We start from the raw sequence: 26564 nt of genomic DNA, 5'->3' as shown, positions 1-26564 counted from the left end.
TCAGCTTATGACCAGCGTATTATCAACGCACTCCCGTTCCGATTCCAATTCTAGGCAAGCGTACGCATCTTAAAACGCCTGTTCTAAGGTCAGCTTCACGCTGCTTAAGCCCGATGTCGTCGTCGATAACTGGCGTCCACTTTGGCTGTCCTGATAGTTTTCGACATCGAGTTTATTTTGCGGGAATAAGTTGGTCAGCGAGAGTCGTAGTTGCGTCTGTTTTGCCAGACTCCAGACCGCATAACAATCCAGCGTGCGCAAGTTGCCGGTAAAGCCGCTCAGGGTTTGCGAGGTGCGGATGTGGCCGCCACGTTGATAGCCCAGATTACCACCTAAGGTGAGTTGCTGATCCCACTTGTAATCCATCGCCAGATTGGCGCTGAGCGGGGTTTGCTGATCTAGCCGGTTGTCTGGACCGGGAATTTGATCAACGCTAGACCAGTTACGGTTTACATTGGCGCGCAGTTCAATCGCGGGCGCCTTGCTCATCACACTTTGTAATGGCAATTTAAGTTCCAGTTCTATGCCATGCACCTGGGCTTTGCCGCTATTGGTGGGGATGCTGGTCCAGACGCCATTTTGTTGCGATACTTTGTCCAGAATCACATCATCAATCTTGCGTGCAAACACGTTGGCGCTGAACAAACCGCCTTGCCCAAAATACTGTTCAAACGTCGCATCCAGTCCCCATGCCAGTTCAGGACGCAGTTGCGGATTGCCTTGATTATCTGGATTGACTGCGCTGTTGTTGTTATCGACGGTGTAGCGACGTGGAATCAGATTAGTGGTGGTCGGTGCTTTATACGTGCGCGTGAGTGCCAGCCTGAATTGCTGTGTTTGCTTAGGATTAGTAGGGTCGCCATCGAGCTTCCATACGCTTTGCAATAGAGGGCTTAAGACGCTGGATTGGTTGTGCACTGGACTCAACACATTGCCATCAGTGGTCGTTTGCAAACCTTCCCAGCGCAAGCCCAGTGAAGCACTGAGTTGATTACTGATATCCCATTCATCTTGCGCAAACAAGGCAAGTCGTTTGACCTTGGATTGGTAGGCTTCGTTACTATCGGCAGCGTCATTGCCTAGCCCGTCGCTGATATGTTCAATCCGATTTTCATCGCGGCGTATCAGACTGCCATCCCAGCCCAGCACCAACGCATGTTTGTCGATGTAGGGCGCGGTATATTTGCCGCTAAAAGTCGCAATCTGATCGTTCACGCCAGACACCACTTGATGGCGTTCTAACAAAGTCTGCGCTAAGGACATGCCCTCAAAGTCAAAATAAGTGTGGCGATGGCTCAGGTTAACGCCTAAGGTCATTTCTATCTTGGCGCTATCCGATAACTTGCGTCGCCAGTTCAGATCGCTGCGTAAGGCATTGGTATAAGCATCCCAGCTGCCGACGTTGTTGGGGAAATCGGATAGCGTATTGAGTACGCTGGTCTCATGCCGCTCTTTAACATTGTTGATGCGGCTACTGGTCAAAAAGCTTTGTGATGTGAGTGTATCGTCGTCAGAAAACGTCCAGATCAGCCTTGGTGCAAAGCTAAATTCATCTTTCGTAAAACGTTCTTCCAGCTGGGCATGTCGCAATAAATTGATGTTGCCGTTTTGATCGGTACCGACCTCATCCTGGGTGGAAGGCGTATTGCGCTGTTGACGTTGCAGCGCACCTGCGATGGTGTACGCCAGCGGACCAATACGATCGGCGATTTGCAATGAGATATTCGGTGAGATTTTGCCATTGCTCTTACTGCCAGTATCAGCAACGCCAATCTTTAGATCATGCTGCGGCTTTTTGACATTGTTTTTCAGGATGATATTAATCGTCCCCGCAATCGCCTGCGTGCTGTATTCCGCTGTCGCGCTGCGCAATACCTCGATCCGTTCAATCAAATCTGGTGCAATGCTGTCCACCAGAAAACCTTGCGGCGTTGGCTCGCCATTGAGTAAAATTTGAGTGTAGCCACTGCCTAAGCCGCGCATTTGTAGCGCACCGGTGCTGCTAAATCCCAAGCCCGGTACCCGTTTTAAAACATCACTCAGGTTGCTGTCGCCGTAGCGGGCGATGTCCTCCTGATTGATGATGGCTTTGCTGGCGGTTGCCTGTTTGCGTTCATCTAATACGGTGCTGACGCCGCGCACCTCGACACTTTGTACCGGATCTTTGTTGGTGACGGTGGGAGCAACCGTATTTTCAGCCGCCTGAGCTGCGACAATTGCTGAGGACGTTAGCGCGCAAAGCGTCAGACTAGAAATAGTGAGCTTAGAAGCGGTCAGCTTAGAAGTAGTGAACGAAAATATAGAAGACATGCGCAGGAAAATATGATTGACGAGAGATGCGGCACTATAGCTAAAAAGCGGGGGCTAGTGTCAAAAGAAAACCGTGATACAGATGGTTTTGCGTGATTTCGGCGTAGAATAAAATTACATTTAAGAGGCGCGGGTAGCGCCGATTCTGTACTGCAGCGCCAGGTTCGGTTTTTAGCAGGAACAGCCAAGCGGGAGAATGACTATGACCAGACTGTTGAGTTTGCAGGCCAATATGAGACGAAAATTGCTCTCGTTTGTATTACTCTCGCTGCCGACTTTGGCATGGGCTGCAGCAAGCACCGAGAAGCGCAAAGTTATCATTCTATTGGCCGAGTCGAATGTTGAAAAAAATGCGCAGGTGCCGCTCAACGAACCCTTTATCAACACCCTCAATTATGTCGAACAAGATTTAAATATCAACTTCGATCCGCACCGTTATCCCTGGAACCGCTTACTACAAAGACTGGCTGAAGGAGAGGGCCTGGCTTTTGGATTATCCAAGACAAAAGAGCGTATGCAGACCTTGCATTTTTCTATCCCTGCTTTTGGCAACTATATCTGGATGGTGACCCAAAGCGATATGACTTTTCCGTATGCGAGTATCGCTGATTTAAAAACCAAAACGGTTGGCATTGTGCGTGGCTCTAGCTACGGCGAAGAATTTGATAGTTATAAAAGTAAGCTAGCCGGAATAGATGAAGACCTTTTCTCGCTGCCTTCGCGCTTAAAAAAGTTATTGAGCAAGAGGACGGATGTCATGCTGATCGGTCATCGTAGTCCTGATCCGGCTAAGGTGGAGGCGCTGATCAACTCCACCATGGCAGAGGTCGCGCCCGATACACCCATGCCAGCAGGGATCACGTTTAAAGTGCTCAGCAAGCCGCTTGCAATCGACTATATCCATTTCGCCATCCTGGCAGAAAAAGACGACGGCATCATCGATAAAATCAATACGGCATTAAGGCGAGGCAAACGCATAGGTGAATTGCCTTTTGTCGAGCCAGATAAATAGCTGAATACCTCAGATATCTCTCTTAAGACACAGTGCGCTGCTATTGCTAACGACAATAATGATGGCGGATTATTTGTAGTCTCTTAATTTATTTCTCTTTATCTTTAGCACTGATCTTTGCTTGCTATCAATGCTTTGAGTAGCTGCAATCCCTCATCTCCCCCTCATTACTAATTTCCAATCCTCGGTTCGATGGATTGCCTCATCGTCTGGCTTTGATCAGATATTTCTTTGTTTCTATTTTTCCGCTCAAAAGTCTATCAATTTGGTCTGAATACGATACTCATAAAATTGCTGGTTGCTTTGGATAAAATTCGTATGTAGTATTAATACAAATAAAACATAGTAAATTAAAAATAGTAGGAGACAAGGTAATCCAGCGTTCGCGCCATGGCTGTTTTTACCTCGCAGGCCACAACTAGACATCCTCTATTGCATCGTCGTATTTCTTTTCCTGCTGGAATTTTCTGTCAGTCTGGAATTGGACTAGCATTGCTCAGCTGTCATAGCTTTTATCAAATGTTGTTTATTTCATTACGCATAAGGCACTTACTCGCTTGGGGGTGATGCATTATTTCATTTTTAAGTAGTAATGTTACTTTTTATATGACGATTTTGTTGTCATTGTTTTTACCAACGCGCTTGCCAACGCTGTTGCCAAGGCACCGTATCTTTATCCGTATCTTTCTCTGTTTTTTGTTGATTAAGGAGTCTGTCATGCAGTTGCAAAACAGCGTTATTGATCGTCTGAACTGCCGTCTTAACGGTCGTCTGAGCTATCGTCTGAAGATGGTGTTTATTACTTTGATTGGTCTGGGATTACTGAGTGCGTGCGGTGGTAGCAATGAGCCTTCTGCCAACACCACGTCTAATCAAAACACGGCTGTTAGCGCGGCTACTCTTTCTGTCAATGTCGCAAACGGCAATCCAGCTTTATCGATACAGGCGACCGCAAAATTGGGTCAGCCTGCAGCGTCCGCCCCCGCGCCAGCAGCGGGCATCATGCGTATGCATTACCACCGCGCCCAGCACGACACTGTGCAATGGGGCGTGTATTCATGGGATGGTCCGCTGGTGCCTAGCCAGACGTGGATTACAGATCGTTTTATGATGACAAACGCGGATTCGTTTGGTGGTTATGTTGATATTCCAGTCAACACTACAAAGACGGCAATCTGGTTTCTGATAACCGATGGTTCTGGTAATAAAAATTGTGGCAATGACCAGCATGCCGATTTCTCTCCGACGATTGCCAGTACCGGCCAGGAAATCTGGATGCTGGAAGGTGATTGCACGGTTTATGCGTCGCCGTCACCGATCAGCTTTGGTAATCTGAACAATGCCACTGCGCTCTGGTTAGCGCCCGACACAATTGCCTGGCCTGGTGCCGGCAATAGCAATGGCAATAGCGGCAGTAGCTATAAATTATTCTATGCCGCAAACGGTGGACTTGGTTCCAATGCCAGCGGCGTTACCGGAGCAGATGGCAGCATCTCGTTGATGCTCAACAGCACAGGTTTGTCGTCGAGCTTGAGGGCAAAATTCCCTTACGTGAGCAGTGCGACCGCGCTCAATTTGTCTGCTGGTGATGCGGCGAATGTTATCGATAAGATGACAGCTCAATTCGCGATTGCACAATACGATAGTAGCGGCAATCTGGTACAGGTCACGTCCTTACAAATGGCGGGTGTGCTGGATGCTTTGTATGCAGCAAAAGCAAGCAATGCTGAATTAGGCTTGAGCTTCAATCGTTTTGGTGCGGCGACTTTCCGTCTCTGGGCGCCGACGGCCAAGAGCGTTAAGCTCAATCTGTATCCAGATGCAGATATGAATCATGCTGCCGCGATTCAGGTAGATTTGACAAAAGATGCCGCTAGCGGCGTCTGGACTTATGTTGCACGTGATCCGCGCTGGACTAACCGCTGGTATTACACCTATACCGTGAATGTTTTGTCACGCTGGGCGAGTAATACCGTGGTCAGTAATGTCGTTACCGATCCGTATTCGTTAAGTCTTAACGCTAATGGTCAGCGCAGCTTTATTATCAATCTTGATAGTCCAGAGATGAAGCCGCATGATTGGGATTATCAGCGGATTCCGGAGCTGGAAAGCGTCACCGATATTGCATTGTATGAGTTGCATATCCGGGATTTCAGCGCCAATGATGCTACCGTTCCTGCCGCGCATCGGGGTAAATTTTTGGCCTTCACTGATACCCGGTCAAATGGTATGCGCCATCTGAAATCCTTGCAACGTGCTGGGATGACGCATATCCATTTATTGCCGAGTTTCGATATTGCCAGTGTGTCTGAAACTGGTTGTACCAACACCGTGATTCCTAATGCGCCAGCTGATTCCACAGCTCAGCAAGCCGCCGTCGCATCGAATCAGGATGGCGACTGTTTTAACTGGGGTTATGACCCCGTACATTACAGTGCGCCAGACGGTAGCTATGCCACCAACGCCAACGATGGCGCGGTTAGGGTAAAAGAATTCCGTGCCATGGTCAGAGCCTTGCATGAAGAGGGACTGCGAGTCACGATGGATGTCGTCTATAACCATACCAGCCAGGCGCAGCAGGGGCCTTTATCGGTGCTCGATAAAATTGTACCGGCTTACTATTATCGATTGAATGCAAACGGCGGTATTACCAACGATAGTTGCTGCTCTGATACCGCAGCAGAAAACGCGATGATGGGCAAACTGATGATCGATTCAGTCATCAGTTGGGCAAAACATTACAAAGTAGACAGCTTCCGCTTTGACATCATGGGCATGCATCCTTTGTCATTGATTTCCAAACTCCAGACTGAAGTAAATCAGGCGGCACATCGTACTATTTATCTGTATGGTGAAGCGTGGAATTTTGGCGTGATTGCCAATGACGCCCGATTTGTACAGGCACGTCAGGCGAATTTATTTGGCAGCGGGATTGGATCTTTTAATGATCGTCTGCGCGATGCGGTGCGTGGCGGTGGTTGCTGTGATAGCGGGAATAACCTGATCAGCCAGCAAGGCTTTATCAATGGCGCTTTTTATGATCCGAATGCGCAAAGCACCCAGACCAAAGACGATCTTCTCAGAGTCACCGATCTGGTCCGTGTGGGATTGTCTGGCACATTGCGCGATTATCGCTTTACAGACCGGACCGGTATTAATCGCAAAAACTCAGAGATGGATTATTTTGGGATGCCAGCCGGATACACCGCCAACCCGGGCGAAAGTATCAACTATATTGAAGCGCATGATAATCAAACTTTATTCGATTTAAATGCGTATAAATTGCCAGTGGCGACTAATATAAGTGATCGGGTAAGAGTGCAAAATCTTGGTGCTGCGATTACGCTCTTGTCGCAGGGGATTCCCTTCATTCACGCTGGACAGGACCTGTTGCGCTCGAAGTCGCTGGATCAAAATAGCTATAACGCGGGGGATTGGTTTAACCAGCTCGATTTTACTTATCAGAGCAATCATTTCGGCATTGGCTTGCCAATGGCTGCGAGCAATCAGGCCAACTGGCCGTTGATGTCAACTATCCTGACCAATCCTTTGATCAATCCTGGTCCGGCGGCGATCAAAACTGCGCGTGATTATTTTGCCGATATGCTGGCGATCCGCAACGATACGTCGCTGTTCCGTCTGCGTACCGGACAAGACGTGATTGATCGCCTTAGTTTCTACAACGTCGGACCACAGCAGCAAACGGGCTTAATTGCGATGGGGATTGATGGCCAATATCCACGTCGTTATTCGGGAGCAAAATACAAACAGGTCGTGGTGTTATTCAACGTCGATAAAGTCGCAAAAAATCTGACGATCGAGGCGATGCGCGGCAGATCTTTAATGCTACATCCGATTCAACGCCAGTCTGACAGTGATGCAGTGGCAAGGACAGCGACTTTTGATCGTAGTAGCGGTGCTTTCAGTGTCCCGCCGCGCACTACCGTGGTGTTCGTCGAATATTGATTTTTTTAATGCAAAAAAGCCGCATCGCGCGGCTTTTTTTCTTTTGTATTGTTGCTTAGCATCGTTGTTGTTAGATGTCGCTCTACACGCTGCCTTTAACATACTCCAGATAAGTATTTTTAATTGTCCAATGAATCATTGGACAATAAGGGTGTTTTCATAAAAATTGGGGGGAGTATATAAATAGTTTGAATGTAATCCCTACGCGCTGAGCACAAATTTCTATGCCTCAGCGTCAGGCACCGCTTTGCCGCAGAGACTGAATTACCCCGCCGTCGCACCGCTAATAATCCCGCCGCCCAGACAGACGTCGCCGTCGTATAACACGGCTGATTGTCCCGGCGTGACTGCCCATTGCGCCACATCAAAATGCAAGGCAAAACGATCGCTGTCCGCATGCAGCGTACAGGCGATATCGGCCTGACGATAACGGGTTTTGGCAGATAACTGAGTTTGCGCCGGTGCGTGTCCGGCGATCCAGCTATTTTGTCCTGCCTCTAACGCCGACGATAACAGCCATGGATGATCATGACCCTGCACGACGTACAAAGTATTGGCGACGATATCTTTCTTTGCGACATACCAGGCATCGCTGCTGCCGTCCGCATTTTGATGTGACTTGATGCCGCCGATGCCGATGCCTTTGCGTTGTCCCAAGGTATAAAAACTCAGACCGACGTGTTTGCCGACAAGCTCGCCTTCAGGTGTTTTCATCTCGCCTGGTTGATAAGACAAATAGCGGTTTAAAAATTCGCGGAAAGGCCGTTCACCGATAAAACAGATGCCGGTAGAGTCTTTTTTCTTGGCGTTGGGTAGCTGGATTTGCTCGGCGATTTTGCGGACTTCAGTCTTTTGAATTTCGCCTAGCGGGAACAAGGTTTTGCACAATTGCGCTTGATTCAAACGATGTAAAAAATAGCTTTGATCTTTGCTGGCATCGAGTGCTTTGAGTAATTGAAATTCGCCATTCACCTCACGCACACGGGCGTAATGGCCGGTGGCGATGTAGTCCGCCCCGAGCTTCATCGCGTGATCGAGAAAGGCTTTGAATTTAATCTCGGCATTGCAGAGTACGTCCGGGTTGGGTGTACGGCCAGCCTGATATTCACGCAAAAATTCTGCGAAGACGCGGTCTTTGTATTCGGCCGCAAAATTTACCGCCTCAATATCAACGCCCACGACATCGGCGACGCTGACGGCATCAATCCAATCCTCGCGGGTGGAGCAGTATTCGGAGTCGTCATCGTCTTCCCAGTTTTTCATAAACAGGCCGATGACTTCGTAGCCTTGCTGTTTGAGCAGCCAAGCGGACACCGATGAATCTACACCGCCGGACATACCTATTACTACGCGTTTCTTTGCCATACTTGTTCTTCTCTCTTATTCCTGACCAAACTTACTTTGTGCTGCGCTTACTTTTTTTACTTGAGTTGGCTGGTCACTAATGCAGACGGATGCGTAAACAACAGCGACAGCGGCGCGCTTTGGCCTGCCAGATAGTCATTTACGCATTGCAACACCAGGGGACTGCGGTGGCGCTCTTGTGACGCCAGCAGCTCAGCATGTGTCATCCACACGGTACGCAAAATGCCGTGATCAAGGTCACGCTGGTGTACTTGTCCCAGCTCACCACTAAAGGCAAATCGCAGATAAGTTACTTGCTCTCCGTTGACTGGCGATACATAGCGCGACAGATAAGATCCGATCAAGGCTGTGGGCGTGAAATCGTGGGCGGTTTCTTCCAGTGTTTCGCGTGTGACTGCCTGTTGCAGAGTTTCGTCAGGATCAAGATGACCGGCAGGCTGATTGATCCGCACGCCTTCGTCAGTCTCTTCTTCTATCATCAAAAATTGCAGATGTTGGTCGTGCTGGCGAGTGATAACGGCCGCAACGGTGACCGAGGGTTTCCAGACTGTAGACATAGCGCCTCTTTCTATAAGTTCGCTATTTTACTTTGCCATCAGATATTGTGTGGCAAACCAGCAAATCTGAAGGTGAATTAGCTAATACGAATTTTGTCTATAGAGCAGTGATGTAGCTGAATTTAGGATTCTGTCTTTGCTGGAAATCCTTCATTTATTTTCAGTTATTCTCCCGCAAAGGCTTATAGCGCGTGGTTTTTCATGCTAGTGTATCGGACGCAATTTGCACGGCAATGGTGCAGCCACAAGCAGCATTCTTAGCGAAAAGACAAAAAAAGAACGGTAATGCCACACAACATTTTGCGTGTAAGATCGTTGTCGAATACGAAAGAATACTAAATTCGGGTGACGGCGCTGACGATGCTTCCAGCTTTCTTAAGGAGTTTTCTTAAGTAGCAAACTGGCGCCATCGTTTCATCAGCGTGTGCCCGGTCAGAATTTAAAACAAGCAAATCAAGGAGTAACCTATGAGAATCGGCATCCCCGCCGAATCACGGCCGGGTGAGACGCGTGTAGCGGCGACCCCAGAGACCATCAAAAAATATGTAGCTGCAAAACATCAGGTCATCGTGCAATCTGGCGCCGGTATCGCCGCCAGTATTACTGACGAGGCGTATCAGGCAGCAGGTGCGCAAATCGGTACTGCGGCTGAGGCATTTGGTGCAGAGCTAGTGTTAAAAGTCAGAGCACCAGATGCAGATGAGCGTGCATTGATCAAATCGGGCACGACGCTAGTTGGCATGCTCAATCCATTTGATGCAGAGAATATTGCCGCCATGGCAGCGCATGGTATTTCTGCATTCGCATTAGAGGCCGCGCCACGTATCACTCGTGCGCAGTCGCTGGACGTATTGTCGTCGCAAGCGAATATTGCTGGCTACAAAGCAGTGATGCTGGCGGCAAACACTTACCAGCGCTTTATGCCGATGTTGATGACCGCTGCCGGCACAGTCAAAGCTGCCCGCGTCCTGATCATGGGTGTGGGCGTAGCTGGTTTGCAAGCGATTGCAACAGCCAAGCGTCTGGGTGCAGTGATTGAAGCATCTGATGTACGTCCGCCAGTGAAAGAGCAAGTCGAATCCTTGGGGGCGAAATTTATCGACGTCCCTTACGAGACAGATGAAGAGCGAGAAATCGCCAAAGGCGTTGGTGGCTATGCTCGTCCGATGCCCGCCTCATGGATGGAACGTCAGGCGGCGCTGGTGCACGAACGTGCCAAACAAGCCGACATCATCATCACTACGGCACTCATCCCTGGTCGCAAAGCACCGACGCTGATTTCAGAAGAAACTGTTAAGGCGATGAAGCCGGGTTCCGTAATCGTGGATATGGCGGTCGAGCAGGGTGGTAATTGCCCTCTGTCTGAGCTAAACAAGACAGTCACCAAATACGGCGTGCATATTATTGGCGAACCAAATTTGGCAACGCTGGTGGCTGCCGACGCCTCTGCTTTGTATGCTCGTAACGTATTGGATTTTCTGAAATTGATTATCGATAAAGACGCTGCTTTAGCGATTAATAAAGAAGACGAGATTGTAGTCGCTACGCTGATGTGTGCTGGCGGTGAAGTTTTAAGGAAATAAGGATAAATAATCCTAAGCTAGTAGCCAGGATTTTTAGTCAATGTAATTGAAAGAAGAATGACAATGCAAAGAAACATGCTCCGCGCCAAAATTCATCGCGCATCTGTGACCCAGTGCGATCTCCACTACGAAGGTTCGTGTGGTATCGATGAAAATCTGCTCGACGCCGCTGATATCAAAGAGCACGAACAGATAGAACTCTACAACGTCAACAATGGTGAACGGTTCTCCACATATGTGATTAAAGGCAAACGTGGTAGCGGCGAAATCTCCTTGAATGGCGCGGCAGCGCGTCGGGTACAACTGGGCGACTTGATGATTATCTGTACCTATGCACCGATGACGGACGAGGAATCCAGTAGCTTTAAACCGAAAGTGGTTTTTGTCGACGGGAAGAATCAAATTACCAGTCTTAAGGCGTATTAAGAAAGTTATTTAAATAAGACGGTATTGACCATACCAAGTTTTTTTCGACAGTTTGCTTTGCATGTCTCACCCTAAATAAAGAAGAGAGGACATCATGGAAGTTAGTCACACCCTTACCAACTTGATCATTTTTGTACTGGCAATTTATGTCGGTTACCACGTGGTCTGGACAGTTACGCCTGCTTTGCATACGCCTTTGATGGCAGTCACGAATGCAATCTCAGCCATCATCATCGTCGGTGCCATGTTGGCAGCAGGTTTGACGGAAGGTCTATTAGCCCAAGTCATGGGCACGGTCGCGGTTGCCCTTGCCGCGGTCAATGTGTTTGGTGGATTTTTGGTCACCCAGCGCATGCTGGAAATGTTCAAGAAAAAAGAGCCCAAAGTGACGCCTGATGTAGCTAAGGAGCACAAATAATGAGTATGAATCTGGTCACGATGTTGTACCTGATCGCCTCGGTATGCTTTATTCAGGCGCTTAAAGGTTTGTCGCATCCATCGACTGCAAGACGCGGTAACAGCTTTGGCATGATTGGTATGGCAATTGCGGTAGTGACGACGATTGCTTTGATCGTAAAGCTGAAAAATGAGGCCGCTGGCTCGGGTCTTGGCTATGGATTGGTGATATTCGGTGTCGTCGTTGGCGGCGGTATTGGCGCCACGCTGGCTAAGCGAGTAGAAATGACCAAGATGCCAGAGCTGGTAGCAGCGATGCATTCATTGATCGGTCTTGCGGCAGTGTGTATCGCTGTATCTGTAGTTGCTGAGCCCTGGATTTTTAATATCACGGCACGCTATGAGGCGATCCCTTTCGGTAATCGTCTGGAATTATTTATCGGTACTTTTGTGGGTGCAATTACCTTCTCGGGTTCTGTGATTGCGTTTGGTAAATTGTCTGGTAAATATAAATTCCGTTTATTCCAGGGTGCGCCTGTCAGCTTTCAGGGGCAACATTTTCTAAACCTGATACTGGCAATTTTTATGGTCGGTCTAGGTTTGATTTTTTGCTTCGCACCGGGCACTGCGCCTGCTTGGATTCCCTTTGTTTTGATGACGGCGATTGCTTTTATTTTGGGTGTGTTGATCATCATCCCTATCGGTGGAGCGGACATGCCAGTTGTGGTTTCTATGCTGAATAGCTATTCTGGCTGGGCCGCGGCGGGTATTGGTTTTTCACTCAATAACTCGATGCTGATTATTGCTGGTTCGCTGGTCGGATCTTCCGGCGCGATCTTGTCTTACATTATGTGTAAAGCGATGAATCGCTCTTTCTTCAATGTGCTGTTAGGCGGCTTTGGTGGTGCACCGACCGAGGCTGCGGTTGGCGGCCAGGCGCAGCGTAATGTGAAGTCCGGCTCTGCTGATGACGTCGCTTTTCTGCTAGGTAATGCAGAGACAGTGATCATTGTGCCTGGTTACGGTTTAGCAGTTGCCCGCGCTCAGCATTCATTAAAAGAGCTGACCGAGAAGCTCACGCATAAAGGTATTTCTGTCAAATACGCGATTCATCCTGTAGCTGGTCGTATGCCAGGACATATGAACGTGTTACTGGCAGAAGCCGAAGTGCCTTATGACCAAGTGTTTGAGATGGAAGACATCAATAATGAATTCAGTCAGGCCGATGTGGTATTGGTCTTAGGGGCAAATGACGTTGTTAATCCAGCGGCCAAAGACCCTAAATCACCGATCGCCGGAATGCCAATTCTGGAGGCCTATAAAGCTAAAACAGTTATCGTGAATAAGCGTTCAATGGCATCGGGTTATGCCGGTCTGGACAATGAATTGTTCTACATGGATAAGACGATGATGGTGTTTGGCGATGCGAAGAAAGTGATTGAAGATATGGTCAAGGCAATCGAGTAATTTAGATTGAATTGATTGGTGCTTAAAATAAAAAACCACATATTTTTATGTGGTTTTTTATGACTTGAGCATGCTTAATGACAAGACCTGACGAGTATCTCTAATCATTGACCCGGATTGGTTGCACGAACCAAGCGATTATCCCAAACAGCAGCATCATGCCAGACAGCCATACTAATTGGCGCCATGGTTTTCCGCCGCTTTTAATAATCTCAAAACTGTCTACAAATACGGTTTCGCATGCGCCGTTACCGGTGTCCGTGCGGGTGATGCTTGTACCGCGTTTAAACGCAAATCCGTGATGATGTGAATACTCGGCTAAGCTACCGCGAAAATGAATTTGATCGCCGACTTGCACGCTACGCATAATTTTTGTTAGCTTGGGGTTGTCGCTCAGTAAGTGATTATTAGAGATTGCAGTTTGATCGAAAGCAGCAAATGCAGTATCTGATGATGTACTGAAATTACAGGTGAACTGACCACTTGAAAAGTTAATTTCGTTGTAGATATTAGTCTTTACATTGTTGCCCCAGACTACACATAGATCAACGATATTCAGGCTATCATTCCATTCGCGATGAATGTAATCCCACCATGTATCGGCATCATGCTTGCTCACGACTAATCCGACCAGATCGTAGTGATACAGCGGTTGGACGGTATATGTCACACCATTACTAATCGTTTCAAACTTGGCTTCCTGTATTGCTTCTTGCTTGGGCTCATCAAGCAATGAGATGGATAGCTCAGAGGGGTTGGGTAAGCTATGCATTCGCCATAATGACGTCAGCAAAATAATGAGGCTAAGTATCAGTAACCACTGAATGAATTTTCTGATCATTGTTAATCGTCAATCTTTAAGAGTTAAGCATGGCGATTAATACAGACAGATCAAACTCAGATTAGGGCCTGTTAAATAAAAAAATGAGCCGGAGCCAGATTACTCAGCAATCACTTGTTTATAAACCGGGCCCCAGACAGGATGACCGATTTCACTTTTGCTCAGTTCAAAGGCTGGGTCGGCCAGGCGCGCCGAGCGAAAGGATTGTTTGCAGGCGTCAATTCTCTCAGTCGTGCAATAAATAAATGCCAGATATTTATGCGCAAGCGCTGCATCTTTCTTTACTGTGAATCCTGTTGATAAAGCGAGACTGAGAGATTTTTCTGCATCGGCATATTGTGCTTCCTCGTATGAACGTATGCCTGCAAGCAATGCTTTTTCTCCAGGTCGCGCAGACAAGTCGGACAGGCCAACCTGCTGTTCTGGTGCTGCGCAGCCACCAAGTAAAATAGCGGTGCTTAGCACGCCCGAGGCACCCAAGCCGACAAAAGCTGACAATACTTTACGTGTTTTGGATGCCGCCAAAGACATACCTGATCGCTGATTAAAATTGGTGGCCAACTTTGTTCTCCTTGTCTGCACTGACTTCTATGGTGACGGCATAACTATCATCGCCGTTACGAATTTCTATTTTATGTTTGCCGGTGGCCAGGCTCAGACGAGCCAGCGGTGGTGTTACACCTTTCGCTTGTCCGTCGACAAATACTTCACCCCATGGCGACACCGCCAATTGCACGGAACCCTTCACGATTGGGCTAGCGACCGGACCAACTACTGCATTGGAGGCCTTATTTTTTGACGACGCTTTAGCCGCATCTATTTTTTTATTGGCGGGTATGGTGGCTGAGGTTGGGCTCGCTTCTGTTTTAGTGGAAGTTAATGGCAGGTTAATGATTTCTTCTGAGTCATTATTAATAGCAGCACTGGCAGCTACAGGTGTAGTATTTATTGCTGGAAGAGTTGCAGCTACTTTTGGCGCGTTGCTCTCTGTTTGTGGCAAAGTTGGCAGCACGGTCGGGGCTATTGGCTCTGCTGATTGCTTAGATTTATTCCAAACCCAACCCGCGATAATGACGATTAATAAGGCTGCCGCAGCGATCAATAACTGCGTCGTCCCTAACTTCACTGAATCTGATTTTCTTCGACGATCGGTTTTAGCGGCCGTACTTTTGTTTGTGCTGACACTTGCAGCTGCAGTATCTTTTTCTGTTGACGGTTGCTGTATCTGGGCGATGATGCGGTCGGTTCTCTCTTTGGATAAAAACCGATTTAAATCGCTCGCCATATCTGATGCGCGGGCATAACGATCGGCTGGTTTTTTGGCGAGAGCCTTGGCCGCAATACGAGCTAAACGCAATGGCACATCTGGGCGAATTTCTTGTGGCGGAATTGCCGGATCGCGGGCGATTGCATCAAGTAATTGCTTGATACTGTCACCCTTGAACGGCAACTCTCCGCACAATAATTGGTAGAGTACGACGCCTAATGAAAAAATATCCGTACGTGCATCAATGGTCTCGCCCCGGGTCTGTTCTGGCGACATGTAATTGGGCGTACCTAATAGTCTTTGCTCAGACACATAGTCATGTCCCAGGGTTGCATCGGCATCTGATATTTGTCGTGATGCGCTAGCGATACCAAAATCCAGTACTTTAGGCGTGGAATTATTGTTCGTGATGAAAATATTCGCTGGCTTGATGTCACGATGTATCACGCCGTGTTCATGCGCGTAGTCCAGCGCGTTGGCAGTGCGCGCAATCAACTCTGCAATTTGTTTATAACTAAATTGGTGACCGCTTGCCAGCACGTCGCGCAGCTCTTTGCCTTCCAGATATTCCATGACGATATACAGCAGATCACCTTCTTTGTCCGCGTCATATACCGTGACAATATTCGGATGGTTTAGGCGTCCCGCCGCACGGGCTTCTTGGATAAAGTGCTTTTCAAATAGCTGTCGCTGGTTCGCTGGCAGCTGTGGATTGAGAATCTTGATGGCGACTTTACGTCCAATTAATGGATCGCGAAACAGGTAGACGATGCCAACCGATCCTTGCCCAATTTCACTTTCATAGACAAAACGACCGATCCGCCCTTTGGGCACAGGATTGGCATTTGGAAGGGGCGTGCGCAGGGTGTCAGCAGTCATGTTACTAGCATAACGCTAAAACCTGATAGTTTCTAGCTGGCAGGTGATTTATGCTGTGTTTGTGTGGCATAAATAATAAGTCCTTGAAATTGTCCGTCAATTACATCTATATATTCAATTATCGCTGTCGCGTTTGCAGTCAAATCGAGACGATATTATTTCTTGGGGCACTGCATATAATCGGTGTCGATACAAGGAGATGGCGACCTAATGTAAAACTTGGACGAAAGCCTGATGAAACATTTTTTCAGTTTATTTGAAAGGGAAACCAGCAGTTCACGATAGGCTTCTCAAGTATGCAGTTTGCTCACAATTCATAGAGCAGGTTTCATTGTTTATTCATATACTCCAGATAGGTATATTTAGTCGTCCAAGTTAATACTGGCCATTAGGCCGTATTATTAAAAATAGAGGGGGAGTATATTTAAATTGTCTATGCTAAGTGCTTGCATGGTGTGCGGGGAAAAAGCTTCAGCATGCCAGCATAGACATTAGTAAAATCTTTTTTAGTTTGCTTTTAACTTTGGCTACCGCGTATAAAAAAAGCCACATGAATAATCATGCAGCTTTTTTTACAATTCAATTGCTTTAAAAAATTACATCCGTACTAAAGTCGATTTACCAAACAAGCTCTCAATCAAATCTACTGCCAGAACTGCAGTCTGATTGCGGATATCGAGTGCCGGATTGAGTTCTACTAAATCGAGTGAGGCGAGGCGACCGCTGTCTGCGATCATTTCCATACAGAGCTGGGCTTCGCGGTAAGTCGGGCCGCCTAATACCGCTGTTCCTACGCCCGGGGCGATATCTGGATCTAAGCAATCCATGTCGAAACTGACGTGCAAATGCGTGTTGTCATCCAACCCTTCCAGCGCACTTTTCATAACGCTGCGCATGCCATGCTCGTCGATATAGCGCATGTCAAACACTTGCATGCCCATCTCGTGAATGAATTTTTTCTCACCTGCATCGACGCTACGGATACCGATCAGACGGATTTCGTCAGGACTCATTGCTGGTGAGTGATCTGCATAGTGTGTTAGCGATTCTGGGCCATGTCCCATCAGGCATGCGACTGGCATGCCGTGGATATTTCCTGTCGGGCTGATGGTGGAGAGATTGCTGTCAGCATGGGCATCAAACCACAATACCCGTAATTTTTTACCATTCTTTTTGCAATGATTGGCAATCGCGCTGATGGAGCCGATGGCAAGGCAATGATCACCGCCTAGCATCATGGGCATCTGACCATCAGTCAATGCCTGGCTGACTGCGTCATAGACTGCCTGATTCCAGTCAATCGCTTCTTTTAAATGACGTAAGCCGTTTACTGGTGCCTGCCAAGGATTGGCTGGCCCATGCAAATTGCCGTGATCAATTACCTTTAATTGGCGCGCCTCCAACGCTTCTACCAAGCCTGCAACGCGCAGCGCGTCTGGCCCCATGCCAGCACCTTTGACGCTTGCTCCGACATCTGTCGGAGCACCAATTAAGGAAATAGTTTTCATTCGTTTGAGTGATTTGATTTAATATAAATTAGTGAATCGTATTTAGTGCATCTGCCATGTACTTCAACAAGACCTGATCAGCGGTAATGACTGAAATCAGGCAATGACTTAAGCACTGATCGATACGACATTTTCTGCCATGGAGCGCTGTTGTGCAACTGGTGTTACAGCCATTCCGAATAAGTCTTTTGGATTCAGCAGTTCTGGGATTAAATCCAAAATCCGCGTGTCCTTTTGCACCACATATTTTTCTAGATAACGCATGGCAGAAAAATCTTCTAACGCAAAACCGACAGAGTCAAATACGGTCACTTGCTTTTCATTATGGCGACCAGCAATCTGGCCTTCCAGAATCTGCCACAACTCCGTTACCGCGAAATCAGCTGGCATTTGTTGCAGTTCACCTTCGATGCGGGATTGAGGTTCGTATTCCACGACGACGTTGGCATTTTTCAAAATATCGCCATGCAATTCAGTCTTGCCCGGGCAATCGCCGCCAACGGCATTAATGTGAGTGCCTTCGCTGATCATTTCCGGCAATAAAATCAATGCATTGGTTTTGTCTGCGGTCACGGTCGTGATGATGTCTGCGCCTTTGACTGCTTCTGCCGTCGATGCAGCCCGAATGATACGCAAATTAGGATAGGCGCGCAGATTGTTGATGAGTTTGTCAGTCGCTGCCGAGTCTACATCGTAGACGCGCAATTCCTGTATGCCCAAGATGCAATGGAAAGCGATCGCCTGGAATTCGCTCTGTGCGCCATTGCCGATCAAGGCCATGCTACGGCTGACTGGGCGCGCCATATATTTGGCGGCTAATACCGAGGTCGCCGCCGTGCGGATCGCGGTAGTCAATGTTAATTCAGACAACAACTTAGGATAACCAGTATCGACATCGGCTAGCAAACCAAAAGCGGTAACTGTTAGCAAACCCTCTTGAGTATTTTTTGGATGACCATTCACGTATTTAAATGAATATTGCTTGCCGTCGGAAATCGGCATTAATTCAATCACGCCCACATCTGAGTGGCTGGCGACGCGGGCGCATTTGTCAAACTGGCTCCAGCGTAAATAATCCTCCTTGATCATGTCAGCTAAACGCGCAATCGCGTCTTCTACACTGACTTTTTTCAAGTGGGTTTGCATTTCCTGTGTACCGATGAAGGTAACCATGGTGATCTCCGTTGATTTTTGGGTCTTGCTAATTGGTATTGAATATTGCTGAAATGTTTGCCGCCAATGGCGCCGATATTGCTTTTGTTCTGCTATAAATTGTAGCGGTTTCGGCTGGAAATTAGATTTCTAAATACGATGAATAAAACGCTAACAATGAAATATAATTTCTATTTAGTCTCAATTTGGCATTTATATTTCGTAATATACTAAATACATAAAATATTTAAATTTTAGGAGATGGCGTGGATAACTATGATCGCAGTATTTTGAAACATCTGCAGGACGACGGCCGGATGAGCAATTTGCAGTTGGCAGAGAACATCCATTTATCCGCCCCGCAGACCCTGCGACGGGTGCGGGCGTTAGAGGAAAAACGCGTGATTCGCGGTTATGTCGCCCAGGTTTCTGCCGAAGCAATCGGTTTGGGTGTGATCGCGTTTGTGAGTTTGTCGCTGGACAGGGAGCAGTTTCGCAATGTGCGTGAGGTCGAGCGCAATATCATGGCCTTCCCTGACATTATTGAATGCCATACGATTACGGGCGATTTTGATTACATTTTGAAAGTCGTCGCGCCGGATCTAAAAAGCCTGTCGCAGTTTTTAACCGACAGATTGATGCAAGTGCCGGGCGTTGCATCCCTGCGTTCCATGATTTGTATGGAAGAGATTAAGCCGGTCAGTAGCTTGCCGATTGCCTAGCTCGGTGAATAAATCAGCGAATAAGCCAGTGAATAAGCCAGTGAATTTATTACTTCAATAAAAAATATACTGATATAAGTATATTTTAATGTCCATATAATAATTGGACATTAGGTACTATTTCTTCACATACTCCCTTTATTTTTGTTTTTTTTAGATATATTTAAATGCGTTGGAGAGTTTAGCGCCAGCCAAACATCATTTGTTCTGCAAGCAATTTTTTTGCTGGCTGGACAATATCTAGTAGTCCCAAGCCCAAGCCAAATATGGATTGTGTGAGTGCGCCATCTGGTGCGCTGGCAAATATTCTTGCCATGCTATCGGTTAGCCGTATGGTGGTATTGCGGTCAGTTTGTCGTTGTTTTAAGAAAAACTGCAATTGTTCGGCGACTTGCTGAGCAACAGGCTGCTGATTGAATTCATCTTGCAGTGGTGTCTCCGCCAGCGTACTTGCCAAGATTTTGGCGTCGCGCAAACCAAGATTTAAACCTTGTCCTGCAACCGGGTGTAGAGTTTGTGCCGCGTTGCCAATGGTGACGATCCGCTTAGTTGCTTGTGCCTGCGCATTCAAGCCTAAGGGGTAGGAATGGCGTGACGATGCGGTCAAAATCTGTCCCAGTCGCTGACCAAATGCTTGCTGTAAAGCAGCTTTAAAATCGTTATCGTCCAAGCCCAAAAGCTGCTCTGCGCTTGGGGGGCGAACACACCATACCAGCGCATAACCATCCTCTTGCGGCAGCAGCGCTAGCGGGCCTTGTTCGGTAAAGCGTTCAAACGCCCGCTGTGCAACCGACTGGCTGACCGTGATGTGCGAAATGATTGCCGTTTGCTGATAGTCGACACTGCGCGCTTTTTGCGTCTGATTACCAAAGGTGCCGCCTTCTGCCTGCACCACGATGGTCGCGGTGATCTTCTCACCATCTTGTAAAGTCAGCGTGACTGCATCGTCGCTTTCTTCTAACGCGGACACTGTTGCCGGACGTTTGATCTGTACGCCACGCTGTTCTGTTGCCCTTTGTAAAGGCGCAATGATATCGCCGTAACGAGCGACATATCCTAGCGCCGGAATGGCGTAATCCTTGCAGTCAATCAAGCTACGGCCAAAATGTCCGCGGCGCGATACGTGTATCTGCCGGATGCTGGTCGCCTTGATCGGCCATGCACCTGCATTCGTGAGAATTTGCTGACTGCCATAGGACAGCGCGATTGAGCGCACGTCTTGTTCGGCTTGCGCACTGGTTTTGGCATCCAGCAAAAGGATGCGATCAGCGGCAATCCCCTGCTTGCAAAGCAACAGGGCTAAGCATTGTCCAACCGGACCTGCGCCGCAGATGGCGATATGGAAATCAGCAAGTTTCATCGTTTCATGACACTTTCGATTTCCGCCACGGTTTTTGGCGTGTCGCGGCTCAGATTGAGATGGCCTTCTGGTGTGATCAGGATGTCGTCTTCGATACGGATACCAATATTCCAAAATTCTTCGGGAACGCCTTCTGCCGGACGTACATAGATCCCGGGTTCTATAGTGATTGCCATGCCAGGTTCCAGCTGACGATAAGGCCTTTCATCTCCTACCTTGTCTGTTTCACGATAGGAGCCTACATCATGTACATCGAGTCCTAGCCAGTGCCCCGTGCCATGCATATAAAACTGGCGGAATGCTAGGTTGCTGATGGCATCTTCAACATTGCCAAGCTTATTTTTATCCAGCAAACCGGTATCGAGCATACCTTGCGTTAATACTTTTACAGCGGCGTTGTGACCGTCCATATAGCGCGATCCCGGACGGGCGCAGTCCAGTGCTGCCTGCTGGGATGCAAGGACGATTTCATACAAGGTTTTTTGTGCTGAACTGAATTTGCCATTGGCAGGAAAGGTGCGTGTGATATCGGAGGCGTAGCTATCAAATTCACAGCCAGCATCAATCAAAATCAAATCACCGTCTTTAATTTGTGCATTGTTACTGCTGTAATGCAAGACACACGCATTGGCACCAGTTGCAACGATGGATCCGTAAGCCGGTGCTTGCGATCCTTGGCGGCGAAATTCATGATGTAGCTCCGCTTCAAGCTCATATTCATAACGACCTGCACCTGCGATCTGCATGGCTCTTGTGTGAGCAATACCAGATATATTGGCCGCTTTTTGCATCAAAGCTACTTCAGAGGCATCTTTACGCAATCGCATTTCATCTAGCAAGCCACGCACGTCGATAGTAGTATCTGGCGCGCTGATGCCGCTACGAGATTTTTCACGTAACGCTTCTATCCAGCTATGCAGGCGTGAGTCGAGTTGAGTGTCGTTGCCCGTGCTGTAAAAAAGTGTAGGGGCATCCGCTAGCAGATGCGGCATTTCTGTATCTAGCGCATCTATCGCAAAGCTTGCGTCAAAACCAAAATGCGCTTTGGCAGCAGCGGGGCCGAATCGATAGCCATCCCAGATTTCGCGTTCCAGATTTTTTTCGCGGCAGAATAAGATACTGCGTTGCTCATGGCCGTTGGCGATGAGGACGATGAGCGCTTCTGGCTCTGTAAATCCTGATAGATAATAAAAATAACTATCGTGCCGGAACGGGAAAAAATTATCGCTGTTACGCACCATCTCATAAGCAGTCGGGATGATCGCAATACCGCCACCACGTGCTTGCATTTGTGCAAGCAGTTGCTGGCGACGAAGCAGAAAAGATGGCATGCTCATACGGATATCCTTATGATTTTTTTACTGTGTTAGCTGTAGTGAAGGGCTCATTTAGCTGGGCTAGTTGCTCTGGCGTACCGACATTGTGCCAGTCGCCACGATACAGCTCACCACCGAGCTGACCACGATTAGCAATCTCGCGCAGTAAGGGACCGAGTTTGGCGTAACTGCCTGGTTCTATATCAGCAAAAATTTCTGGGCGGTACACACCGATATTGCCGAAGGTCATGCGCGGCGATCCATCTGCACTGTCGTTGACCAAGCCCATCAAGTTCATCGCAAAATCACCATCGGGATGGAAGGACGGATTTTTTACCATATATAACCAAGCTAAATCGCGTTTATCTAACGGATGCGGATTACCCCACATATCATTGTCTTCCAGCGTATTTTTACATTCTTCAAAATTGAAATGAGGGATATAAATATCGGACGATATGACGATAAACGGTTCATCCCCGTTCTCGGTCAACAAGGGCAGGGCTCTTGCAATCCCGCCCGCGGTTTCCAGCGCAGTTGCTTCTGCCGAATAACGGATATGCGCCCCAAATTTGCTGCCATCACCCAGCGCATCAACGATCATCTGACCAAGATGCGCATGGTTAATGACGATATCGGTGATGCCGGCTTTAACCAGATTCAAAATATGCCAGACGATCAGTGGACGACCGCGCACTTTCAGTAAAGGCTTTGGGCAAGTATCCGTGAGTGGTCGCATACGCTCGCCGCGACCTGCTGCTAATAACATGGCTTTCATTGGGGGGCGTTCAATCTGATTAAAACGTGTAGCCGATTTGCGGTGCCGTATCTTCCAGTACGTCCAACAAGCGCAATAAGGGAATCAAGATGTTGTAACGCTGCGCAGTCTTGCGCACATATGTCATCACCAGTGGCATATCTTGCAGATAGGCGTTTTTGCCGTCGCGATGAGCAAGACGGGCAAAAATACCGAGAATCTTTAAATGCCGTTGCAAGCCCATAAATTCAAAATCACGATAGAAGCTATCGACGTCAGGACTAACGGGCAGTCCGGCAGCACGGGCTTTTTCCCAATAACGGATGGCCCAGTCGATTACCATTTCTTCATCCCATTGCACATAAGCGTCGCGCAACAAAGAGACCAAATCGTAAGTTAATGGACCATACAAGGCGCCCTGAAAATCCAGAATGCCGGGATTGCTTTTATCCAGCACCATTAAGTTGCGAGAATGGTAATCGCGGTGTACATACACTTGTGGCTGCGCCACAATATTGGCGAGCAATGCTTCGAATACATTATTCAGGCTGGTACTTTGCTCTGCAGTTAATGTTAAGCCCAGATGTTTGCCGATATACCATTCGGGGAAGATCATCAGTTCGCGCAGTAAAAATTCTCTGTCGTATTCTGGCAATATATCCGCCTGGCTTTGTGCTTGCATCAGAATCAAACTATCGATCGCATCCAGATAAAGTTTGTGAGCGGTATCGTTATTCAGCGCATTGAAATAGGTTGTCGTACCTAAATCAGTCAACAGCAAAAAACCTTGTTCAACATCTTGCGCAAGAATATCCGGTACAGATAAATTTATTTTTGTAAATAATTCTGCAATCTTGATGAATGGACGTACATCTTCTGCTGGTTGTGGCGCATCCATCACGATATAAGTTTTACCATCCTCACCGTCAATACGGAAATAACGACGAAAACTGGCATCTGCCGAGGCCGCGCGCAAGCTCGCCACTTTTAAACTTGGACTAACAATACTTGTAAGCCAGGTATGAATAGCGGACATGCGCAGATCTTCTGTAACTGAGTTGGACGAAACGGGTTGGGACATAGATCAATTCTCTTGGGTAGCGAGTTAATTTTGGATGGATTACTTGTGAATTACTTAATACTTATCTGGCGATCGGCTCACACATCAGCCATGAGACGCAACACAGAGTAGTTTTGCAGGCAATTTTGGGAGATATTTCCCCTATAATAGGCGCTTGATTTCTGGTGGGGTGTCAAAAAAGCTAAGAAATAGGCTTTTCAAATGACATCTGAACCAATAGCTATAGCAGCTAATTGCAACAGCTTAATACCGAATAAAACGCCTAAAACGCCAACTACTGAAATTACACTACATGCGCCGGAAACCCGTATTATCTCATCCGCAGCCTTTGTTTCCCACTATCTTGGCGATTCTCATTTCTGCATTATTCCCAGCGCAGATTTTTGCTCAAGTAGCACCATTCAATCCAGTTAGTTCAGCCACACCTGCCAGTGCTGCCAAGCCATCAGAAGTAGTCATTAAAGGCGATAAAGAACAGCCAACAGTGATCCGTGCGGAGACCATATCTGGCCGCCCCGAGCGCTACGTCAACTTTGACAATGATGTTGAAGTCACCAAAGGTGACACTAAGGTTAATGCGGATAAGGCAACTTATACTAATCTTGAGGATGAAATAAAGGCGAGTGGCGACATCCGTATGTTGCGTGCGGGTGATAGTTATTTCGGCGATTCAATGCGCTTGCAGATGGACACGGGTATTGGGTTTATTGTTAATCCGATTTATCAGCTCGTTAGAAACAATGCTCATGGCAAAGGCGAGCGTATTGATTTTGAAAGTGACGAACAATCCACTATTGTTAATGGCACTTACACGACCTGCGTCAGTGATGATCCCGACTGGTTTTTAAAATCAGACTCTCTGTATTTAGATACGGAGTTAGATCGAGGTGTCGCGGGTAAAACGATCGTCTACTTTAAAGGTGTTCCGATTCTGGCGACACCTTCGTTGACTTTCCCCCTTTCAGGTGCCCGCCATTCAGGATTTTTACCGCCCATCTGGGGTGGTTCGTCTAGAGGCGGTCCAGAGTTTTCGGTGCCGTATTATGTCAATATTGCACCGAATCGCGATTTAACCCTATATCCTAAAATTATTACCAGACGTGGCGTGCAATTGGGTGCCGAAGCTAGATATATGGGTGATGGTTACTCCGGCATCACTAATATTGAGGTGCTGCCAGATGACAGGCAAACTAATACAACCCGCTACGCTATTTCTTCCATACACCAGCAAAAGCTCTTGCCACAATTAGACTTTGCATGGAACGTGAATGCCGCGTCGGATGATAATTATCCTAGTGATTTTGCTAGCTCAATCACTAAAACAGCCGAACGATTGTTATTGCGTGACACCAGTTTGACTTACTCCGGCTGGCTGGGAACAGCCACTTTAAGAGCATCGAATTATCAGGTGCTGCAAGATATTAATGCGCCGATTGGCCGTCCTTATGACCGCTTGCCGCAATTGGATTTGCACTCAGAGCGTCATGATGTCTATGGCTTTGACTGGTCCGTAGACACGCAACTTACCCGATTCTGGCATCCCACTTTAGTTCGTGGCGATCGTGCGGTTTTTAATCCTCAGATCTCTTATCCGATTGTTCAGCCGGGTTACTTTATTATTCCTAAAGTTTCTCTTAATGTCGCAAGCTATCATCTGACTAATGTCGATCCGACACAGGAAAGCGATTTTCATCGTTCTGTGCCAACTTTTTCTTTAGATAGCGGGCTTATCTTTGAGCGCCCATCAACATTGTTTGGCAGGGCAGTGACGCAGACATTAGAGCCGCGGGTTTTTTACGTCAATACACCTTATCGCGATCAAAGTCAGTTCCCTAATTTTGACAGCGGCCTTGCCGATTTCAATTTCGCTCAGATTTTTAGCGAAAACCGATTCACCGGTTCCGACAGGATAGGCGACTCCAATCAAATTACCGCTGCATTGATTTCTCGCTATATCGAAACTAATGGTGAGGAGCGTTTTAAACTAGCGGTAGGGCAACGCTTCTACTTCAATACACAAAAAGTTACCTTAGATAACACTACGACAACTCAAAGCCGTTCTGATTTATTGCTAAGTGGTTCCGGTAAATTTTCTGACAAACTTAGTGCAGATGCTACTTTGCAGGTAAGTCAGTCAGATCGGCGTGCGGTGACATCTAATTACGGCGTCCGTTGGCAACCTGCGCCACAAACAGTATTTAATGCTGAATATCGCTACCAAAGAGACACCTTGGAACAGGTAGATTTGTCTACCCAATTGCCAATTAACAAGCGTTGGTTTGTCGTTGCCAGAAGTAACTATTCTCTTCAAGACAAAAAACTGGTAGATGGTCTTGCTGGATTTGAGTATAAGGATCCTTGTAATTGCTGGTCATTCAGAATGGTCGCGCAGCGATTCGCTACCTCATCAATAACAAGTAACACCTCCTTTTTTATACAACTGGAATTGAACGGTCTGTCTAAAATAGGATCGAACCCGTTGGATGCTTTAAAAAAGAATATTTCGGGTTATCAGCCGATAAACTAGCGTATATTTCAGCTTTTGCTAAAAGTTAGCCATGGTAACGATGGAGATTGTTAGTCTCTTCTTGCCATTTTT

20 protein-coding genes are annotated in these 26564 nt (G+C 47.5%); 8 read left to right on the top strand and 12 right to left on the bottom strand.

The annotated features are described in order from the left end of the window. Positions 1-69 precede the first annotated feature (69 nt). Positions 70-2310, bottom strand: a complete 2241-nt coding sequence (locus tag AAKU64_RS01370; protein WP_354361077.1) for a TonB-dependent receptor plug domain-containing protein — start codon at positions 2308-2310, stop codon at positions 70-72. Between the two features lie 202 nt (positions 2311-2512). On the opposite strand from AAKU64_RS01370, the gene AAKU64_RS01365 reads away from it, so the two are divergent. After that, on the top strand, positions 2513-3322 hold the full coding sequence (locus tag AAKU64_RS01365) for a substrate-binding periplasmic protein (protein WP_354361075.1): 810 nt from the start codon (positions 2513-2515) through the stop codon (positions 3320-3322). Between the two features lie 717 nt (positions 3323-4039). Then, positions 4040-7288, top strand: coding sequence for an alpha-1,6-glucosidase domain-containing protein (locus AAKU64_RS01360; protein ID WP_354361073.1), 3249 nt, complete (start codon positions 4040-4042; stop codon positions 7286-7288). Between the two features lie 264 nt (positions 7289-7552). Here the strand turns inward: AAKU64_RS01360 and mnmA are convergent, their stop codons facing one another. Further along, a complete protein-coding gene (mnmA, locus tag AAKU64_RS01355; RefSeq protein ID WP_354361071.1) occupies positions 7553-8653 on the bottom strand; it encodes a tRNA 2-thiouridine(34) synthase MnmA in 1101 nt (366 codons plus the stop codon). 56 nt (positions 8654-8709) lie between these two features. Then, positions 8710-9210 carry an NUDIX hydrolase gene (locus tag AAKU64_RS01350; RefSeq protein ID WP_354361069.1) on the bottom strand — a complete coding sequence of 167 codons (501 nt, stop codon included), beginning with the start codon at positions 9208-9210 and terminating at the stop codon, positions 8710-8712. Between the two features lie 467 nt (positions 9211-9677). Between AAKU64_RS01350 and AAKU64_RS01345 the strand changes: the two genes are divergently transcribed. The 4 genes from AAKU64_RS01345 (at position 9678) to AAKU64_RS01330 (ending at position 13082) form a co-directional block, all read left to right on the top strand. Beyond that, positions 9678-10793, top strand: coding sequence for a Re/Si-specific NAD(P)(+) transhydrogenase subunit alpha (locus tag AAKU64_RS01345; protein ID WP_354361067.1), 1116 nt, complete (start codon positions 9678-9680; stop codon positions 10791-10793). 63 nt (positions 10794-10856) lie between these two features. Beyond that, on the top strand, positions 10857-11219 hold the full coding sequence (gene panD, locus AAKU64_RS01340; protein ID WP_354329415.1) for an aspartate 1-decarboxylase: 363 nt from the start codon (positions 10857-10859) through the stop codon (positions 11217-11219). A 94-nt stretch (positions 11220-11313) separates the two neighbouring features. Further along, positions 11314-11637 carry an NAD(P) transhydrogenase subunit alpha part 2 gene (locus AAKU64_RS01335; RefSeq protein WP_354361065.1) on the top strand — a complete coding sequence of 108 codons (324 nt, stop codon included), beginning with the start codon at positions 11314-11316 and terminating at the stop codon, positions 11635-11637. Next, entirely contained in the window at positions 11637-13082 is a 1446-nt protein-coding gene (locus AAKU64_RS01330; RefSeq protein WP_354361063.1) for an NAD(P)(+) transhydrogenase (Re/Si-specific) subunit beta, read from the top strand. The genes AAKU64_RS01335 and AAKU64_RS01330 overlap by 1 nt, the downstream gene beginning before the upstream one ends. Positions 13083-13182: 100 nt before the next feature. On the opposite strand, the gene AAKU64_RS01325 is transcribed toward AAKU64_RS01330, so the two are convergent. From AAKU64_RS01325 to ocd, 5 genes are all read right to left on the bottom strand, one after another. Then, entirely contained in the window at positions 13183-13923 is a 741-nt protein-coding gene (locus AAKU64_RS01325) for a hypothetical protein (protein WP_354361061.1), read from the bottom strand. A 99-nt stretch (positions 13924-14022) separates the two neighbouring features. Continuing rightward, positions 14023-14484 carry a TssQ family T6SS-associated lipoprotein gene (locus AAKU64_RS01320; protein WP_354361059.1) on the bottom strand — a complete coding sequence of 154 codons (462 nt, stop codon included), beginning with the start codon at positions 14482-14484 and terminating at the stop codon, positions 14023-14025. Next, entirely contained in the window at positions 14468-16069 is a 1602-nt protein-coding gene (locus AAKU64_RS01315; RefSeq protein ID WP_354361057.1) for a serine/threonine protein kinase, read from the bottom strand. The genes AAKU64_RS01320 and AAKU64_RS01315 overlap by 17 nt, the downstream gene beginning before the upstream one ends. Before the next feature lie 596 nt (positions 16070-16665). Further along, entirely contained in the window at positions 16666-17577 is a 912-nt protein-coding gene (gene rocF / locus AAKU64_RS01310) for an arginase (RefSeq protein WP_322119778.1), read from the bottom strand. A 108-nt stretch (positions 17578-17685) separates the two neighbouring features. After that, positions 17686-18750: an ornithine cyclodeaminase gene (ocd, locus tag AAKU64_RS01305; protein WP_354361055.1), complete on the bottom strand. Its 1065-nt coding sequence runs from the start codon at positions 18748-18750 to the stop codon at positions 17686-17688. A 245-nt stretch (positions 18751-18995) separates the two neighbouring features. Here ocd and AAKU64_RS01300 point away from each other — a divergent pair, with 245 nt between their 5' ends. After that, positions 18996-19451, top strand: a complete 456-nt coding sequence (locus AAKU64_RS01300; protein ID WP_322119776.1) for an Lrp/AsnC family transcriptional regulator — start codon at positions 18996-18998, stop codon at positions 19449-19451. 181 nt (positions 19452-19632) lie between these two features. Here AAKU64_RS01300 and AAKU64_RS01295 read toward each other — a convergent pair whose 3' ends face one another. From AAKU64_RS01295 to AAKU64_RS01280, 4 genes are read right to left on the bottom strand one after another with little or no spacing between them, the layout of a single operon-like run. Continuing rightward, entirely contained in the window at positions 19633-20811 is a 1179-nt protein-coding gene (locus tag AAKU64_RS01295; protein ID WP_354361053.1) for an FAD-dependent monooxygenase, read from the bottom strand. After that, the gene (locus tag AAKU64_RS01290) at positions 20808-22142 is read right to left on the bottom strand and encodes an aminopeptidase P N-terminal domain-containing protein (protein WP_503012686.1); all 1335 of its coding nucleotides are present in this window, start codon (positions 22140-22142) and stop codon (positions 20808-20810) included. The genes AAKU64_RS01295 and AAKU64_RS01290 overlap by 4 nt, the downstream gene beginning before the upstream one ends. Positions 22143-22158: 16 nt before the next feature. Further along, positions 22159-22905 (bottom strand): N-acetylmuramate alpha-1-phosphate uridylyltransferase MurU, encoded by a 747-nt coding sequence (murU, locus tag AAKU64_RS01285; RefSeq protein ID WP_354361049.1) that lies wholly within the window; start codon positions 22903-22905, stop codon positions 22159-22161. 19 nt (positions 22906-22924) lie between these two features. Continuing rightward, complete coding sequence (locus AAKU64_RS01280) at positions 22925-23965, bottom strand: aminoglycoside phosphotransferase family protein (protein ID WP_354361047.1); 1041 nt, start codon at positions 23963-23965, stop codon at positions 22925-22927. A 328-nt stretch (positions 23966-24293) separates the two neighbouring features. Between AAKU64_RS01280 and AAKU64_RS01275 the strand changes: the two genes are divergently transcribed. After that, positions 24294-26492, top strand: coding sequence for an LPS-assembly protein LptD (locus AAKU64_RS01275; RefSeq protein WP_354361045.1), 2199 nt, complete (start codon positions 24294-24296; stop codon positions 26490-26492). Positions 26493-26564: the final 72 nt, after the last annotated feature.

The organism is Undibacterium sp. GrIS 1.8 (assembly GCF_040544445.1).
Classification (GTDB): domain Bacteria; phylum Pseudomonadota; class Gammaproteobacteria; order Burkholderiales; family Burkholderiaceae_D; genus Undibacterium.
The sequence above is the reverse complement of the archived record's forward strand: the minus strand, read 5'-3'. Positions and strand labels throughout refer to the sequence as shown.